The sequence below is a fragment of the Streptomyces sp. NPDC058683 genome (assembly GCF_042716195.1).
Classification (GTDB): Bacteria; Actinomycetota; Actinomycetes; order Streptomycetales; family Streptomycetaceae; genus Streptomyces.
The window spans coordinates 144,713-160,425 of sequence record NZ_JBHXSK010000011.1 but is presented as its reverse complement, the minus strand read 5'-3'; the positions used below and the strand labels follow the sequence as shown (position 1 = coordinate 160,425).

The 15,713-nt window shown below is 68.2% G+C and carries 15 protein-coding genes; 7 read left to right on the top strand and 8 right to left on the bottom strand.

The genetic code is table 11. The features are described from left to right. Positions 1 to 345: 345 nt before the first annotated feature. Together ACFWXC_RS14455 and ACFWXC_RS14450 are read right to left on the bottom strand one after the other, a co-directional pair. Entirely contained in the window at positions 346 to 1,230 is an 885-nt protein-coding gene (locus tag ACFWXC_RS14455; RefSeq protein ID WP_384478324.1) for a hypothetical protein, read from the bottom strand. Between the two features lie 243 nt (positions 1,231 to 1,473). Beyond that, positions 1,474 to 3,348, bottom strand: coding sequence for a DNA/RNA non-specific endonuclease (locus ACFWXC_RS14450; RefSeq protein WP_384478321.1), 1,875 nt, complete (start codon positions 3,346 to 3,348; stop codon positions 1,474 to 1,476). A 597-nt stretch (positions 3,349 to 3,945) separates the two neighbouring features. Between ACFWXC_RS14450 and ACFWXC_RS14445 the strand changes: the two genes are divergently transcribed. Beyond that, positions 3,946 to 4,134, top strand: a complete 189-nt coding sequence (locus ACFWXC_RS14445) for a hypothetical protein (protein WP_384478319.1) — start codon at positions 3,946 to 3,948, stop codon at positions 4,132 to 4,134. Between the two features lie 28 nt (positions 4,135 to 4,162). On the opposite strand, the gene ACFWXC_RS14440 is transcribed toward ACFWXC_RS14445, so the two are convergent. Continuing rightward, positions 4,163 to 5,452 (bottom strand): wax ester/triacylglycerol synthase domain-containing protein, encoded by a 1,290-nt coding sequence (locus ACFWXC_RS14440; protein ID WP_384478316.1) that lies wholly within the window; start codon positions 5,450 to 5,452, stop codon positions 4,163 to 4,165. A gap of 61 nt (positions 5,453 to 5,513) precedes the next feature. Between ACFWXC_RS14440 and ACFWXC_RS14435 the strand changes: the two genes are divergently transcribed. Genes ACFWXC_RS14435 through ACFWXC_RS14415 form a run of 5 tightly spaced genes read left to right on the top strand, consistent with a single transcriptional unit; the run spans position 5,514 to position 10,598 of the window. Beyond that, entirely contained in the window at positions 5,514 to 6,296 is a 783-nt protein-coding gene (locus tag ACFWXC_RS14435) for a PEMT/PEM2 family methyltransferase (protein WP_384478313.1), read from the top strand. Next, positions 6,275 to 7,177, top strand: coding sequence for a phosphatase PAP2 family protein (locus ACFWXC_RS14430; protein WP_384478310.1), 903 nt, complete (start codon positions 6,275 to 6,277; stop codon positions 7,175 to 7,177). The genes ACFWXC_RS14435 and ACFWXC_RS14430 overlap by 22 nt, the downstream gene beginning before the upstream one ends. After that, positions 7,152 to 8,450 (top strand): aminotransferase class I/II-fold pyridoxal phosphate-dependent enzyme, encoded by a 1,299-nt coding sequence (locus tag ACFWXC_RS14425; protein ID WP_384478307.1) that lies wholly within the window; start codon positions 7,152 to 7,154, stop codon positions 8,448 to 8,450. Before ACFWXC_RS14430 ends, ACFWXC_RS14425 begins: the two co-directional genes overlap by 26 nt. Before the next feature lie 46 nt (positions 8,451 to 8,496). Beyond that, positions 8,497 to 9,624 carry a GNAT family N-acetyltransferase gene (locus ACFWXC_RS14420; RefSeq protein ID WP_384478304.1) on the top strand — a complete coding sequence of 376 codons (1,128 nt, stop codon included), beginning with the start codon at positions 8,497 to 8,499 and terminating at the stop codon, positions 9,622 to 9,624. A gap of 8 nt (positions 9,625 to 9,632) precedes the next feature. Continuing rightward, the gene (locus tag ACFWXC_RS14415) at positions 9,633 to 10,598 is read left to right on the top strand and encodes an NAD-dependent epimerase/dehydratase family protein (RefSeq protein WP_384478301.1); all 966 of its coding nucleotides are present in this window, start codon (positions 9,633 to 9,635) and stop codon (positions 10,596 to 10,598) included. On the opposite strand, the gene ACFWXC_RS14410 is transcribed toward ACFWXC_RS14415, so the two are convergent. The 5 genes from ACFWXC_RS14410 to ACFWXC_RS14390 all read right to left on the bottom strand — a co-directional run bounded on the left by ACFWXC_RS14410 (position 10,579) and on the right by ACFWXC_RS14390 (position 14,727). Beyond that, positions 10,579 to 11,829, bottom strand: coding sequence for a beta-ketoacyl-[acyl-carrier-protein] synthase family protein (locus tag ACFWXC_RS14410; RefSeq protein WP_384478298.1), 1,251 nt, complete (start codon positions 11,827 to 11,829; stop codon positions 10,579 to 10,581). The genes ACFWXC_RS14415 and ACFWXC_RS14410 overlap by 20 nt on opposite strands. Beyond that, complete coding sequence (locus ACFWXC_RS14405) at positions 11,829 to 12,113, bottom strand: acyl carrier protein (protein WP_384478295.1); 285 nt, start codon at positions 12,111 to 12,113, stop codon at positions 11,829 to 11,831. The genes ACFWXC_RS14410 and ACFWXC_RS14405 overlap by 1 nt, the downstream gene beginning before the upstream one ends. Before the next feature lie 156 nt (positions 12,114 to 12,269). Continuing rightward, positions 12,270 to 13,067 carry an ABC transporter permease gene (locus ACFWXC_RS14400; RefSeq protein ID WP_384478292.1) on the bottom strand — a complete coding sequence of 266 codons (798 nt, stop codon included), beginning with the start codon at positions 13,065 to 13,067 and terminating at the stop codon, positions 12,270 to 12,272. A 29-nt stretch (positions 13,068 to 13,096) separates the two neighbouring features. Further along, positions 13,097 to 13,792 carry an ABC transporter ATP-binding protein gene (locus ACFWXC_RS14395; RefSeq protein WP_384478290.1) on the bottom strand — a complete coding sequence of 232 codons (696 nt, stop codon included), beginning with the start codon at positions 13,790 to 13,792 and terminating at the stop codon, positions 13,097 to 13,099. 323 nt (positions 13,793 to 14,115) lie between these two features. Next, entirely contained in the window at positions 14,116 to 14,727 is a 612-nt protein-coding gene (locus tag ACFWXC_RS14390) for a TetR/AcrR family transcriptional regulator (protein WP_384478288.1), read from the bottom strand. A gap of 146 nt (positions 14,728 to 14,873) precedes the next feature. Between ACFWXC_RS14390 and ACFWXC_RS14385 the strand changes: the two genes are divergently transcribed. Then, positions 14,874 to 15,461 carry an ester cyclase gene (locus tag ACFWXC_RS14385; protein WP_384478285.1) on the top strand — a complete coding sequence of 196 codons (588 nt, stop codon included), beginning with the start codon at positions 14,874 to 14,876 and terminating at the stop codon, positions 15,459 to 15,461. The last annotated feature ends 252 nt before the right edge of the window (positions 15,462 to 15,713 follow it).

The following is a 15,713-nucleotide window of genomic DNA, read 5'->3' as shown; positions in this document are numbered from 1 at the left end:
TGCACAGACACACATATGCGGCGCGGCCGGAGGAGATCCGCTGCCGCGCCGGAGGTTTCGAGCATCATCGTCCCCGGTCATCGACCGACTCTCCGTCGGGACGCGCCCGGACGTGGCACTTTTCCGGTGCCTGTGCGTTCACCGGCCGGACCGTCGCGGGGTACCGGGCGGCCAAGCAGTGCAAGCCACCTGCGGCAGAGCCTTTTGAACCACACCCGGTGCCCCTGGGCGGGCGAACCATATGAAGGGCTCACCGCCTCGTGAGGGTCGCGACGGCCCGTTTCTGACATGCGGCGGGGCGGTGGCACCCATGAGACGGTCAGAAGAGTCCGCAGCGGTGTGTGGTCATGGGCCGGCCGTCGCAGTGGAACGCACGCCGGGCGTCGGAGAGGCGGACGGCGGCGGATAACTCGGGTGCAGTGAGGGGGACAGCGGAGCCAGTGACTCGCACAGCGAGGACGGGAAGCCGGGCTCCTTGCGCTGCACGTCCCGGCAGCCTCCGGCCGAAGTCCGGATGATCGACTCCCAGCCCGGCTTCTTCGCCCGGAAGAACCAGCGGTCGCCCAGCCGGGAAGAGCAGGCAGGGTCCGTCGAGTCGCCGCAGGCCGGTCCCGTGCGCCAGGAGAAGTCCAGCACCAGCCACTTCCCGTCGCAGTTCTCCGAGTCCAGGTACGTGTGCTCGGGCGCGCCGACCGCCATCAACGCCTGATCGTAGGAGGCGGTGGTGCAGCCGGTGGCCGGCGGTGTGCAGCCCAGCTTTCCGCACAACCGCAGCGCGGGCGGCTTGGCACCCTGCGCGGTGAAGCGTGTGTAGTGGTCGACGATCACGTCCCGGTCGCCCAGCGGCTCGGGCAGCCTGACCTTTGCCGTGGCCGTGCTCTCCTTGGTGCACCCGGAAGCCCTGTCCATGGACGGCGAGGTGTAGGTGACCTGTACCCACACGAGGTCCGTCATCGGCTCGGTGAGCACTGCCTTGAGCTTGCGCACGCACGCGTGAGCGCCACTGGGCACCTGCGTGTCGAGGAGCAGCGTGCGCCGGTCCTCGCTGAGATGGACTCCGGTGACCGCGGAAGGCTGCATCGTGGTCCACGGGATCGGCTCGCTTGCCGCCGGTGAGGGTGACCTCTCGTCTCCCTGACCGGCCACCTGTGTCCCGCACGCGGCGAGGAACAGCACGGCAACGGCGCCGAGCAGGGCGGCCGCTCGACGCGTTCTGCCTGATCGTCGCAAGAGTGCTCAATCCCCCCGGCACGCACGGACGTTTCCCACGCCAATATAGGACCGTGGCCGGGAAGGCTCACCAGTTGGGTGGGTGGGCTACCGGGCCGACGCTCTGTGGCAGGCCGCATTGTGCTGTGAGAGAGCAGGGCGGGGGCTGCGCACCACTCCCGCGCCCGGCAAACCCGCCGTACGCGAGGAGCTGGCGTGTCCCACGCGCTGTTGCTCGACGGGACACGCCGGCGGGCCGTCCGGTCAGTCCCAGTGGATGTCGGCCAGGTCATCCAATGGCCTGCGCTCAGCCACCGCCTCCGGCACGAGCAGGTGGTCGCCCTTGTGAAGGGCGGTGGGGAAGCGGATGTGGGCTCGCTCCTCTATCTCGTCGAGGGTGACCTGGAAGACGCGGAACTCGTCGAGGTCCAGGGCTTCGAGCTGGTCCAGGTTCTGCGTGAGCAAGAACGCCTTGGCCTTCAACTCACCTCGCTCGACGAAGGCGATGACCTTCCAGAACTCACGGGGGACCTTCACGTCCCGGTAGACGCGGTCGTCGTCCTGGAGGACAGGTCCTCCGAACACACTCACCTTGAGGTCGTCGACGTCGACGTCGGCGAAGACGGCGTCCTCCAGCTCGCCCCACAGGCCCCTCTTGGAGCTCTGGTTGAAGTCGTCCATCTGCGGGGTGATGTTGGTGTAGAAGAACGAATCGGTGTTCGCCTTCTGAGCCTCGGGCATGCTGCCCCAGATCAGGTCCGCACGGCGGGCGATGTGGCCTCGGTCGAGCCGGTTGGCCTCATACAGTTCGTTCCCGACCTGCGTGTTCGCGGGAAGCCGCGGATCCTTGGTGAAGGGTATGCCGGACCGGCTGAGCTTCTTGAGGCTCCCACCGTCGATGTTCCAGCCCACCCAGAAGGGGAAATGCCGCTTCTTGCTGAGGGTCAGCGAGAAGTGCGTGTACGGGATGACCTCGGAGCCACCGAGGCGTATGGCCTCCCCGCCGATCTCTGCGGTCAGCTGCGGTATGTCGATCTGCTCGCTGAGGAAGTCCGGGTTGTAGCCCTGCAGGGGCAGTACATCCTCGGGAGAGGGCTGCTGCAGGGTGATGTCGAGCTTCTCGAAGACGGAGCCGGCGAGGCAGGCCAGCGCGTGGTCGTCGGGGTCGCCGGCGCCTTCGCCGCCGAAGTGCAGTCCGGCGATGACCTTGCTTATCCGGCCGTTCTGCTTGAACAGCCAGACCGCACCCGAGTCGCCGCCGCTGCTGATCTGCTTGTCTGCCGCCGGATGCTCGTTGTCGGGCCCGATCTCGAAACAGCCGATGATTTTCTCACCGACATCGCCACCGTAGTCGATCTTGGCCATCGTGTGGATGCGGCGGACGATCCCGTGGGTGACGCCCGTGGTCCGTCCACTCTTGACGACCTTGTCTCCCAGGGCCGCCTCACCCAACTCCTGGGGTGCCACGTCAAGGTCCAGGATCTTGGGATCGAAGGTCCGACCCTCTTCGATGGTGGCCACGGCGCAGTCGCCGGCCGGGCCGAGGTGGGACCGCTTCAGGACGCCGAGGCGGTTGTGGGAGATCTGGTTGTCGTCGAACGGGCCGGGCTGGACGACTTCCTCGCCCAGCTGACCGTCCGGGCCCTGCAGTACGTGCCAGTTGCTGAGCACGTACGGGGTGCCGTCAGTTCTGTCGAACACGATGCAGCCGATGCTGCCGGCCGTGACCGTCTCACCGCCGACACTGGCCCCGGGGACGATGGGGTTGAGACGGGTCTTCCGCTGCGGCGTCTCGGCCTCCGCGACCACGCGGAACTGGGGCTGGTAGCTGCGTTCGATGACGTCGGTCGGCACCTCCACCCCGTCCACCGTGACGGTCTCCGGGATCCGGGTCGTGCCCAGCGCCTCGAGGGCTTCCGGCTCGGCCTTCCTGTTGACCGTGAACTGCAGTGCGATCTGTTTCCCGCGGGTGCCGTTCTTGAGCTTGTGACCGATCCCGACGGACGACACGTTGGGGTCTGCGAGCAGGTCCGGACCGCGCGTGCGGATGTACTGCTTCAAGGACTCGATCAGCTTGTCCTGGGAGGACGCCGATTTCTTCGGCGCCGACGCAGTGCGGGTCTTGTTGTTGGTGGGCATGAAAGGGAGACGTCCCTTCGCGGAGGAGGGAGAACGGCTCGCGCAATGCACCGCGGACCAGCCAGAGCGAGTGCGGCGTCGCTGCGAGCGTCCGCTGGCCATCACTCATCGAAACAGGGACACGGGGGATGTGTCTCGATATATTGACCCAAAAGGGGCACGGTCTGGAGGCCCCTCGTGGGCAGGGCCTCGGGGGAGCGGGGTGAACAGCGGAGCGTCGTGGTTTCGAACCGCATCAACCAAACAGGGAGCGAGTGCTCGATGCCCGTCCGCGTGCCCCTGGGCCGGCTGCTGGGTGCTCAGCTCTCCCTATCATCGGACGGAGGCCGGCCCGCGATCCTCTGGCGCTAGCTGCCGCCCGGTCTCACTTCAGCCGCGACTTTGGGGCGTTCATCTCCCGCACAGTGCGTCAACGCACATCTGCCGCAATCGAACCTGGTCCGCCCGGGTCGGGGCGCTGAGGCTCCCTGGCATGAACATCGCCGACGTGCTCCTGGTCAACGGGGCCGACCTCCTGATCGGCATCGACAACCGCACCCGCGCGGAGGGGCTGCGCAACCAGGCCGGACCGTCCGGGGCCAGGTCTCGGAGGCCCTCTTGCGTGAACTGCGCGAGGACGGCAAGTGCCGGGCCCGGCCCTATTTGGGGATCCGGGTCACCGGCTGGAGCGGCGAACTGGTCAGCACGCTGTTCTTCGGTATCTGGCCGGCCATTGAGTCGCTCGACCTCTGCACGGCCGCCGCGCAGGTGCTGGGTGAGAACTCCTGCCAGGAACCCTGGAATTGAAACCCGTCAGGTCCTCTCCTTCGGATGCCTAGGAAGGCCGCACCGCCATCGTCTCCAGTTCCGACCTGATCGCGTCCGCCAGGGTCCGGGCGGTGCCGGGCGCTGCGTGGCTGACGACGGTGAGTGTCGTGGTCTGGCCGTGGGAGGTTGCCAGGAAATTCACGGTGCCTGGTTTGTGTAGCGGTGGTAGCCCGGCGATCCGGAGCAGAGGCCGGTGGTGCAGGGAGGGGCGCGGGTACTTCCATTTGAGTGCCGTCATTCCGACTGCCGCGTAGGTGGGTGAGTAACCGCGTGACGCGACGAAGCTCAGGGTCCAGGGCCTCAAGTGGCCTGCTGCTTCGAGGGCGCGGACGATCTCGCATTGATCGGCGATCTGCGGGCCGACGCCCGCGAGCAGTTGTCGGCAAGCCCTGAGCCGGGCAAGCGGGGCCGATTCGTGCAAGGGCAGCGGGACGCGGACGGACCCGACGAGGTTGCCCAGCTGACGGGCAGTCTGTCCGGTGCGCAGATTCACGGGAATCGTGGCTTGGAGCGGTGGCTTGCCACGCCGGGCTGCCTCATCGTCGAGGTTGTAGGTTCTCCGAAGGGCTCCGGTGGCGCAGCACATGAGCAGTTGGCCGGTGGTCGCTCCTGCGTCGTCCGGCAGCCTGCGTGCGGCGCGCACGTTCTGCTGATCCAGGACGCACACGGAGACTTCCGGGGTGGCGCCTTCGCGCGGGCCGGGGAGGGGGCTTCCGGGACGAAGTTCGGCGCGCAGGCTCCGGGTCAGCCGAGCCCAGTTGATCGGTCGCCTCGGAGTCCTGTCCTGCGAGCTCGGAGGGCGGCCGGCCGTCGGTCTGGTGGAGTCGTCCATCAGCTGTCGGAGCAGTTCACCCGCCGAGGTGCCGTCGAAGAGAGCGTGGTGGGCGAGGAGAACGAGGGTGAATTCGCTGTCCTGTGGGGTGCGCAGGGTCAGCAGGCGCCATGGCGGCAGGCCGGTGGGCATCGGCCTGCGCAGTTGCCGGGCGAGCCACTCGTCGAGGTTGCGCACGGGGTCCTCTTCGCCCGGGCCGGCGGCTCCGGTGACGGACCGCACATGCTCGGCCGGATCGAAGCTGTGCGTCAGGGTCCAGCGTGGGTGCCCGGTCAGGCGCCGCAGCGGCGGCTGAAGGACCAGGCGCAGCCGGGTTTCACCGCCCAGCCGTTCGGCGACTCTCTCTCGCAGCGTCTCGATGGCGGGAGGGTCTCCGGCGAAGAAGGCGACAGCGCCTATCGTTTCGGCCAGCCCGTTGCGGGCGAGCACCTCATCCGCCACCGTAAGTCCGATGTGATTATCCATTGATACTTAATTTCCTCGGATTTTGCGGCTGTGCGATCAGTCCATAATGTAGCTCAGCGTCATGGGAGAATTTTCAGAAACGAAGTTTCGGCCGAACTTTGCGTACACCCTTGTCGGTACGCTCGGACTGCGGCTCGACAAGCCCGAGGGGCGACGCACCAGAGCTGTGGCATGGCTGGGAATGGTGACGGTCTACTACCTGGTCGACCTGGTCTTAATTCGCTCTCCAGGGTCAGTCTCGGGGGAATCCGGAACAACGCTGCGCGAAGTTTCCATGTGGTATGTACTGGTGGTCTGGCTTGTTTACTACGGCGGGATCATCACTATTCTGGGGACACCGATCAAGCGTCGTATTGCTGACCGTCTCGGAGAAGAGCGTGCCTATCTGGCATATGAGGCTGTTCTCGGAGTGGTCTTTCTCAATCAGGGCTTTTCTCAGGCCGTTCTGATGTACGCGTTCGGCAGCAGTTTCCCCGCTGCTGTACCGGTCTGGCTCACCTGGTCGGTCGGTGCCGTTCTCATCGTGCTCGGCACCACGTTCAAACTGTGGTCGGCCCATCTGACGGGGCTCGACACGTTCTACTGCCGGGACATGTTCCTGGACCGTCGTACGGACCATGCCGACAGCGGCGGACTGGTCACCTCCGGTCCGTACCGGTTCTTCCGGAACCCGATGTACGGCATCGGGACGGTGCACGCGTACGGGTTCGCGCTGTGGTGCCGGTCGGTCGAAGGGCTGGCCGTCGCGGCCCTCTTCCAGTGCAGCATCTACCTGTTCTACGCGGTGGCCGAGCGTCCGTTCATCAACCGGGTCTATGCGCCGTGCGCCCGCTCGACCGACTGACCCTGGGCTATCTGGCCGTGGCGGTCGTGGTGGTGGCGGCGGGTCCTGGGCCGGTCCAGGACCGGGGCTCGCTGCTCATCGGATTCTCCGGATGCGCTGTCCTGGTTCTTCTCTGCGCCGGACTGGCCCGGCGCAGCCCCGCGAGCCGGCCGGCCGCCTGCGCTGCTGTGACCTATCCACTGGTGTTGCCGTTCTTCCTGTATCCGGCGGTCGGGCGTTACGCATTGGTGCTGCGGGGGCGGTTCCTGGACAGCGAGGTGAACGCCTGGGAGGCGCGGGTGTTCGGTGTTCATCCGAACCTGGCGCTGGACGCTGTTGCCCGGCCGGCACTGACCGAGTTCATGATGGCCGTCTACTTCTCCTTCTATCTGTTCGCTGCGCTGCCGCCACTTTGGCTCGTATTCCGGGGTCGCCTGAAAGATGCGGAGAGATATCTTTTCTGTCAGATGCTCGCCGTGTACATGTGCTATCTGGGCTTTCTCCTGGTGCCTTTGCGGGGACCGATGTTCGCCTTGCGGGATCACTTCGAGCCCTCCGGCCTCAGCGGCTATGCCATGACCAGGCTTCAGGCTCACATCATGACTCGCGATCCGGCAGGCACATGCTTCCCTTCCGCGCACGTGGCCACGGCCTGGTCCGGCCTTCTTGCGATGCGCCGGACCATGCGTCCCAAGGTTTCCCTTTTCTTTCTGCCGCTCATCCTGTGCATCACAGCTTCCGTCGTCTACAACCGCTATCACTATGCGAGTGACGCGCTCGCCGGAATGGCCGTCGCACTGGCCGCCGCCTTCCTCTCCGCCGCGCTCCAGTCGTGGTCCGCTCTTCCTGTTTCCTCTCGTTCTCGGAGTGTGCGTCGTGGATATCTTCGAAAAGTGCCGTGATTTCGCGTCGACCGGTTTCTACGAGTCGTACGGACACCGGGTCTACCTGCGGCCTCTTCGGCCGTCCGCCCATCCGGGTGAAGTGCTGATCAACGGCCGGTCGGTGGTGATGGCCGGATCGAACGACTATCTCGGGCTGGCCCGTGACCCCCGGCTGGCGGAAGCAGCGGTCAGGGCCACCCGCCTGGACGGCACGGGATGCTCCGGATCGAGGACGCTGTGCGGCACCCGTGACATCCATGAGCAGCTGGAGGACGCGTGCGCAGCGTTCCTCGGCCGAGAGGCTGCCGTTCTGGCCCCGTCCGGGTTTCAGACCAACCTGCTGCTCGCCGGGCTGCTGGGCAAGGACGACGTGGTCCTGGGTGACCGGCACAACCACGCTTCCCTGGTCGACGCCGTGCGCCTGGCCGGTGCCCGCTACCACCGCTACCGCCGCGACGGCGTGGCACGTGCGGAGCGGTTGCTGAGTGAGGCGCCGCCCGGCGCCGGACGGGTCATCGTCACGGACGGGCTGTTCTCCATGGAGGGCGACCTGTGCGACCTGCCCGCCATCACGGCACTGGCGGACCGCTGCCGGGCCCGGGTGGTGGTCGACAGCGCGCACGACCTCGGCCTGCTGGGCGCGACGGGCCGCGGTGTGCCCGAGCACTTCGGCCTGGAAGACCGTGTCGACCTGGTGACAGCGACCTTCTCCAAGAGCCTCGGGTCGGCCGGCGGGGTGTTGGCGGGTCCGGCGGAGGTGATCAATTTCGTCAGGTGCCGGGCCAGGGCGACGGTGTTCACCGCCGGCATGGCACCGTCCGTCGCGGCAGCGGCGCTGGCGGCGCTGGACATCGTCCGTACCGAACCCGAGCGACGCACCCGTGCCCTGGAGGTGGCGGAACGCATGCACAACGGGCTACGGGCGCTGGGCTACGACACCGGGAACTCCGTCAGCGCCATCATCCCGATCCCCATCGGGGACAAGGTCCGCTGCCTGGAGCTGTGGCAGCGGCTCCTCGATGCCGGCGTGTACGTCAACCCCGTCATCGCCCCCGGCCGCCCCGAGGGACAGGAGATGCTCCGGATCTCCTTCACCCCGGTCCACAGCGACGCGCAACTCGAGCGCGCACTCGAGGCTTTCGCCGCAGCCGGCCGGGCCACAGGCGTCATCCCCCGTACGCCGCCCGGCTCCTTCACTCCGGTGCGCATCGCGCGCCCACCCGCCCTTGCGCAAGAGACCGCCCGGCCACGGTCCGCCGCCGTGCCGGTCAGCACGGCGACGGTCCGCTGAGCTCGCCCATGTCCTCCTCTCCTCTCCTCACAGGCCAGGTACCGCCATGCCACCCGTAGTCGAATCCGTCACCGTCCTCCCGGCACAGGGCCGCAAGAGCCTGACCGCCTTCATCCGGCTGCCTCACCGCCTCTACGCGGGCAACCCGCACTGGACACCTCCGCTGGAGACTGCCGCCCGGGCCCTGCTGGATCCGGCCCGGCGGCACCCGTTCCATGACACCGCGACCGTCCAGCCGTTCCTGGCCCACCGCGGCCGGCAGGTGGTGGGCCGGATCCTCGCTGTCGACGACCCACGGCAGGACGAGGGCGGGTTCGGGTTTTTCGAATGCGAGTCGGAAGCCGAGGTCAGCGGCCCCTTGTTCGCGGCTGCCGCCGACTGGCTGCGGGCCCGCGGCCGGGACACCATGCTGGGGCCGCTGAACCCGTCCACCAACCACGAGTGCGGGCTGCTCGTCGACGGCTTCGACACACCGCCGGTGCTGCTCATGCCGTACAACCCGGCCTCCTACCCGTCTCTGTTCGAGGCAGCCGGGCTCAAGCCCGTCAAGGACCTCTGGAGCTGGACGATCGACCTCACCGCTCCCCTCCCCGACCGCATCGCCCGCCTGGGAGAACGGGTGTCCCGGCGCCAGACCTGCGTACTGCGTCCCCTCGACCTGAACCGACTGGACACCGAAGCGGAGACGCTGCGCCGGATGTACAACGACGCCTGGCAGGGCAGCTGGGGCTTCGTCCCGATGAGCGAGAAAGAGTTCCGCCACGCGGCACACGAGATGAAACAGCTGCTGCGCCACGGCGTTTGCCTGGTGGCCGAGATCGACGGGACACCAGCCGCATTCGGCATGATCCTTCCGGACGCCGCCCCGGCACTGCGCGCCGTGCGCGGCCGGCTATGGCGCTACGGGCTCCCGCTGGGCGCCTTGGACATGGTCCGCACGCTTCGCCGGGCGGAGGCCGGGCGGGCCCTGCTGATCGGCGTACTCGCCGAGTACCGAGGCCAGGGCCTTGATGTACTGCTGCGACTCGCTGGGCTGGACCACGTCCGTGCCCTGGGCTGGCGAACGCTCCACGCCTCCTGGACGCTGGAGGACAACACCGCGTCCAACCGGGGCATCGTTGCCATGGGCGGACACCGAAGCGTCACCCATCGCCTCTACCAACTCGCACTGTGAGGCGGGGCATGCGCATCCTGCTCACCGGTGCCACCGGCTTCGTCGGCCGCCGCCTGGCTCCGTACCTGCTCGACCGCGGCCACCACGTGACCGCACTCGTCCGCCCCGCCACCAGCCCGGCCGCCGTGCGGCAACTGCAGGCCCGCGGAGTCGAACCCATCGGCGAACCGACGGCCGCACTGGGGGAGGCGGATGCGGTGGTCCACCTCGCGGCCGCCACCCGGGCACGTACCGCGCAGGACTTCCGGCGGGCGAACGTGGAGGGCACGCGTGCCCTGCTGACCGCTGCCGCGGCCCTCGACACTCCGCCCACCGTCGTCCTGTGTTCCTCCCTGGCCGCAGCGGGTCCGTCCACCCCGGGCCGGCCCCGTACCGAGGCCGATCCGCCGGCGCCCGTATCGGATTACGGGCGCAGCAAGCTCGGTGCCGAGACCGTCGTACGAGGATTCGCGGAGCGGGTGCCCGCTGTCATCGTCCGTCCGCCCGTCGTCTACGGGCCGGGCGACACCGCCTTTCTGCCGACGCTGACGGCCATGGTCCGGGCAGGCGTCGGCGTACGCCCGGCAGGACGTGCCGCCTACTGTCTGATCCATGTGGACGATCTCTGTGCCGCACTCACGCTGGCGCTGACCGCGGGCCACCGCGTGTCCCCGCACAACCCGGTCCCAGGTGTGTACCACGCGTGCGACGGCACACCGCGGACCTGGCCGGAGATCTGCCGACACCTTGCCTCCGCGCTGGGCCGCCGAGCACCGCTGCTTCTTCCGCTGCCCAGGCCCGTGCTGCACACCGCCGCGGCGCTCTGCGAGCTGGCCGTCCGGCCGTGGGGCGGTCAGGCACTGCTGAACCGGGACAAGGCGCGCGAACTCGGCCAAGCCTCCTGGACCTGCTCCTCCGACCGGGCCCACACCGAACTGGACTTCGTGCCGCAGCGAGTGCAGCTCGGTGCGGAGTTCAGTGCCGCACTCGGCTGAGGCCGCCTTCCACGGGGGCCAGCAGCAGGGACACGTTGTGGCCGCCGAAGGCGAAGCTGTTGCTGAGCACGGGGCCGGCCGGCAACTTACGGGGTGAGCCGGTGACCACGTCCAGCTCGCACCGGGGGTCCAGTCGGGTCAGGTTGGCCGTGGGCGGGGCCATGCCCCTGGCGACGGACAGCGCCGCGACCACCGCCTCGATGGCGCCGGCCGCACCGATGCCGTGACCGGTCACCGACTTGGGTGCGGTGACCGGCACCTCCCCGGCGCCGAAGAGTGCCGTGACCGCCCGGGCCTCGGTCAGGTCGTTCAGTTCGGTGCCGGTGCCATGCGCGTTGACATGCACCACCTCCGCGGCCGCCACGCCGGCGTCGGCCAGGGCCGCGGCCATACAGGCGCGTGCACCGGCCCCTTCCGGATGCGGCGCCGTCAGGTGATGGGCGTCCGAGTTGCGCCCGTAGCCGATCAGTTCGGCATAGATCCGCGCCCCGCGCGCCTGCGCCGTCTGAAGCCGTTCCAGCACCACGAATCCGGCGCCCTCCGCCATCACGAATCCCTTGCGGGTCGCGTCGAACGGTCGGCAGGAGGTGGAGGGGTCGTCGAAGCCGGTGGCCAGGGCCCCCAGCCGATACATGGCCATCATCTCCGTAGGGGTCAGCGGAGCGTCGTGCCCGCCGGCCACCACCACGTCGGCGCTCCCGGCCCGGACCAGCTGGGCGCCCTCGCCCACCGCGTGACTGCCCGAGGCACAGGCGGTGGAGAAGGTGAGGCTCGGCCCGCCGATGCCGTACGCCATGCTGATCAGGGCGGCGCCGGCATTCGACATCATCATCGGCGTGTGCAGGGCCCGCGGCCGCGGCACTCCGCCGCTCTGCCGCAACAAGGCGTGCTCCTGGGTGGCCAGCCCTCCGTACGCACACCCCGTCACCACCGCACGCCGGCCCGACTCGGCCATCAGGCCACCCGCATCGGCGATTGCGTCAGCCGCCGCGCAGAAGGCCAACTGCGATGAGCGGTCGGCCCGCGCCGCCTGCTTCGGCACCAGGTATCCGGCTGGATCGAATCCGCTGATCTCGCAGGCCACGGCTACCGGAAGTCCCGTCGCATCGAACGAACGCACCGGTCCCGCGGCAGGCCGTGACTGGGCCAGTGCCGTCCACAAGCCGTCCGGCGTATCCCCGGCAGGGGTCCGTACTCCCAGCCCGGTGATCGCCACGCGGACAGCACTCATCAGGCCACCTCAGCGCCGCGGTCGGTCATGCGGGCCACCACCAGGTCCGTCACGTCCCCGAAGGTCACCGCCCGCGTCACCGTGTCATCGCCGTCCAGCTTCAGACCGAACACGTCCTCCAAGGCCGCCTCCATCTCCGCGAAGTCGAGACTGTCGGCCTCGAGATCGGCCACCAGCCGAGCCTGCGGCACCAGCTCCTCCTCCGGAACGGACAACACCCGCGCGCACAACTGCCGTAGCTGACCCAGAACTTCCTCGGACCCCATGCCGTGCTCCTCCTCCATCGGAAAATACGGAAGGCACCGTACCGATTACCTGAAGTGGTGAAATGCCGTGTTTGGCGACACGGCCGGGAAAGGCCCCCGTAGTGCCGCTCCTGCGAAGACGGCGCGAGTGGACGACTGTCACTCCGCCGTGTGACAGGCAGCGGTGATCGACCCTCACCCGCCCGTGAACTCTGCCGCGCCAGCAGCGGACGGGTCGGCGGTAACCGGGGTGACCGTCGGTTGCGTCCTGGGATAGCCGCGCGTACGGAACCAGAAGACCGTGAGCCCCACCGCGCTCGTCACCGCGAACCACCCCATACCCGGCAGCAGATACGTCCAGGCAGGAGACGAGGCGAAACCGGCGGCGAGCGAAGCCTGCATCGGCCCGTACAGCGGCAGACAGGCGAGCAGTTGCTGGTCCGAGAGGGGATTCATCGTCGGGTTCTGCACGCCGAGGTCGATGATGCTGGCCATCACCACGAGGAACACCCCCTCGAGTTCACCGTGGAGCAGCGCTCCGAGGAGGATGCCGAGCCCGCCGTACACAAGCGCCGTCGTGAAGATCGCCGGAAGCATCGCCCATGTGTGCCGCACGGGCCACCACCAGCACAGGTTCGCCACCGCGTAAGCCGCCACCAGTGCGCCGATCAACAGCAGGGCTACGACTTTGGCCAGCATCAGCTGGGTGCGGGGGTATCCGGCCAGCACCAGACGCCGGTCGATGTCGGCGGACTTGAACGTCGACATGAACATCGTGAATCCCATGAGGACCGTCACCGCGTTCATCGCCCCGACGAGCTGGCTGACGTGGTTGCTGTTGGCCACGACGTCGCCATCGGCGGCCGGCACGTGGAAGTGCAGGTCGACCACCTGGGTGTAAAAACGCATCAGACAGATCCACAGCGGAATGAAGGCCACGGCGAGGAACAGGGCCAGTCGGTTCCGGGCATGCCCGACGAGCGCGAACCGCAAGGCGGTGACGAACGCCTGCCACGACCGGCTCACTTCGCCCTCGCACTCGCGGAAGGCGCCGCGTCTGCCTCGTCCGTCCGGGGCTGACGGTCCGGGTGGATCATTCCGTTCTCCAGGCGTTTGACCATGTCGAAGCGATCGTTGTCATGGGCCAGGTGGGAGACGACGAGGACGCACCGCCCCTGGTCCCGCAGTTGCCGGGAAAGAGTCCAGAACCGCTGGTAGGTGTCGTAGTCGAACCCCTGGTAGGGCTCGTCCAGGACCAGCAGGGGCGGATCGTGCATGAGGGCGAGCGTCAGGTTCAGCTTCTGCTGCGTCCCGCCGCTCAGATCCCCCGTGCGCTCATTCCGGAACTGGGCGAAGTTCAGCAACTCCATCAGTTCCTGCGCCCGTACACGGGTGGGCAGCCCGTAGGCGACCTGGAAGAACCGCAGGTGCTGCTCGACGGTCAGGGTCTCGTGGAGCACCACCCGCTGCGGGCAGTACCCCAGGCGCCCGAAACGCGTCACCGTCCCGCCGTCGGGCGCGAGCTGCCCGCAGATGATCCGCAGCAGGGTGCTCTTCCCAGCGCCGTTCTCCCCGACCACGCACACCAGCGAACCCAATGGCACCTCGAGCGAGGCATCTCGCAGCACCTGCCGTCGGCCGTACGCCTTGCGCACGCTCTCAACCCGCAGCCCGAGCCGGTGTCTTCCGGGCTGATCCGACTTACCGATCTTCGTCACCTGCTGACCAACGAGAGCCCGGTGGCTACGTCACCGTGTTCGCAACGCGTCTCTCGGAGGTGGCCGGCGGGCTCTCGCCGCGCGGAGTCGACGTACGGCGCCGGACCGGCAGCCGCCGAGGTCGAAGGAGGCGGCGGGTATCGGCGTGCCGTCGAAGACAAGCGAGAGGGTGCAGAGCGCCTGGTTTCGGCTTCGGCAGATGTGCCAGAGGTGAGAAAAACCAGTGTTGCGGCCGGTGTTGAGACAGAGGGCTGCCCCCGTGGGGGTATCTCCGGTCTACGCTCCGAGTATTGGCGCCGCGGAGCCGTTCCTTGATGCCGATGTCAGTACATCGTGGCGACCGCGGTCCGGTACAGGAAGTCCTCGGCCCGGTCCCACGACCAGCCGTTCTCGACCACCAATATGCGCCAACCGCTGGGGCCGAACCAGAACCACAGCAGGTCTGACGCCTCGTCGACCGAACAGCGCGGGGGCGGTGTCAGAGTGTGGAGGTGACGCGCCGCGGCGTGAAGGGCGTCACGGTAGTCCGCAGTCGCCCGTTCCCACAGTGCCTCGCCGTGCTCGTGTGAGGGCAGGGCCTTGCGGATCGCCTCGTGCACGGTGAACTGCCCCTCGTTGCCCTTCCGTGTGCCGCGAGCGAGCGCTTCTAGCACCGCCTCGGGCGTCCGCTGGGCGATCAGGTGTGCCATGGCCTGCTCGTAGCCCGAAGCGGCGACGCCTTCGTCGACGATCCGGTCCAGGATGTCCCGCTTGCTGCCCACGCTGGCGAAGACGGTCTTCGGCGCGACCTCGGCCGCCGCTGCGATGTCCGCAACGGTCACCCGTCCGTAACCGCGGTCCGCGAACAGTTCGGTGGCCTGCTGCAGGATCAGTTCACGCGTCTGAGCTGCGGCCTTCTCGCGCAAGGGAGAGCTGTAAGCGCGCTTGGATGCCATGGCCCCATGCTACCGATGGCCGTTTGACGTATTGATTAGGTGCTCTATAACCTCAAATTGCTCCAGCCAGGCGCGCCTCAGGCCGCCACGGCTGCCGAGCACTGGTTTGTCGCGGCAACGGACCGCGCAGCGGAGAGGTGACGACGTTGACCTTGGAAAACGCCGAACTGGCCCACGGGCTCTTCCGGATACTCGAGACGGGTGACCCGTCGCTCGCTGCCGACGTCGTGGGCGCGGACAACCACAACCGCGAGGCCGCCGTCGCACCGCCGGCCTGTGCCATCCCTGGTCCGGCGGGCGCCCTGGCATCGGGCGCGTGGCTGCGGTCGGCCTTCAGCGACCTGCGCTTTCCCGTCCTCGGCGTTGCCCACAACGACGATCAGGTCTGGATACGGCTGCGCATGCAGGGTCGGCACACCGGCCCGTTCGTGCGTTTCCGGGACGGCAAGCTCGACCAGGCCGTCCCTCCGACCGGACGTGAGATCGACGTCGAGCAGATTCACCTGCTCGACGTCCGCGACGGGAAGGTGGTCCGGCACGAAGCCGTCCGGGACGACATCACCATGCTCGGCCAGCTCGGCGTCTTCCCGCCGGCTCCGGCCACCGCCTTGCGCATGCTCGCCTGGCGGGTGTCCGGACGAGCTGCCCGTGCGGCCGCCGAGGTCGCGAAGCTGGCCGCCGACGCCGCCGGCACCCTGGCGGACAGCTCACGTTCGTCGGCACGGAGTCACTGAAGAGCTGTCCGGCCGGAGGTCCCGGCCGCTCCACCCGTCGAACGATAACGTGCGGCCATGAAACCGGCATGGACTGGCCCTGGGCCGGGACACTCGACCGCGCCACGTGTCCAGCCCCCATGCCGTGACTCTGCCGGTGGTGTCGGGTAGGTCATGCGGTGGCTGAGCACGGTCCGCGGAAATGCGTGGCCCGGAGTCGTGTCCTGGGCGCGGTGTCGATCCAGTCGGCGACGCGGGCGGGCCGTGGTGCAG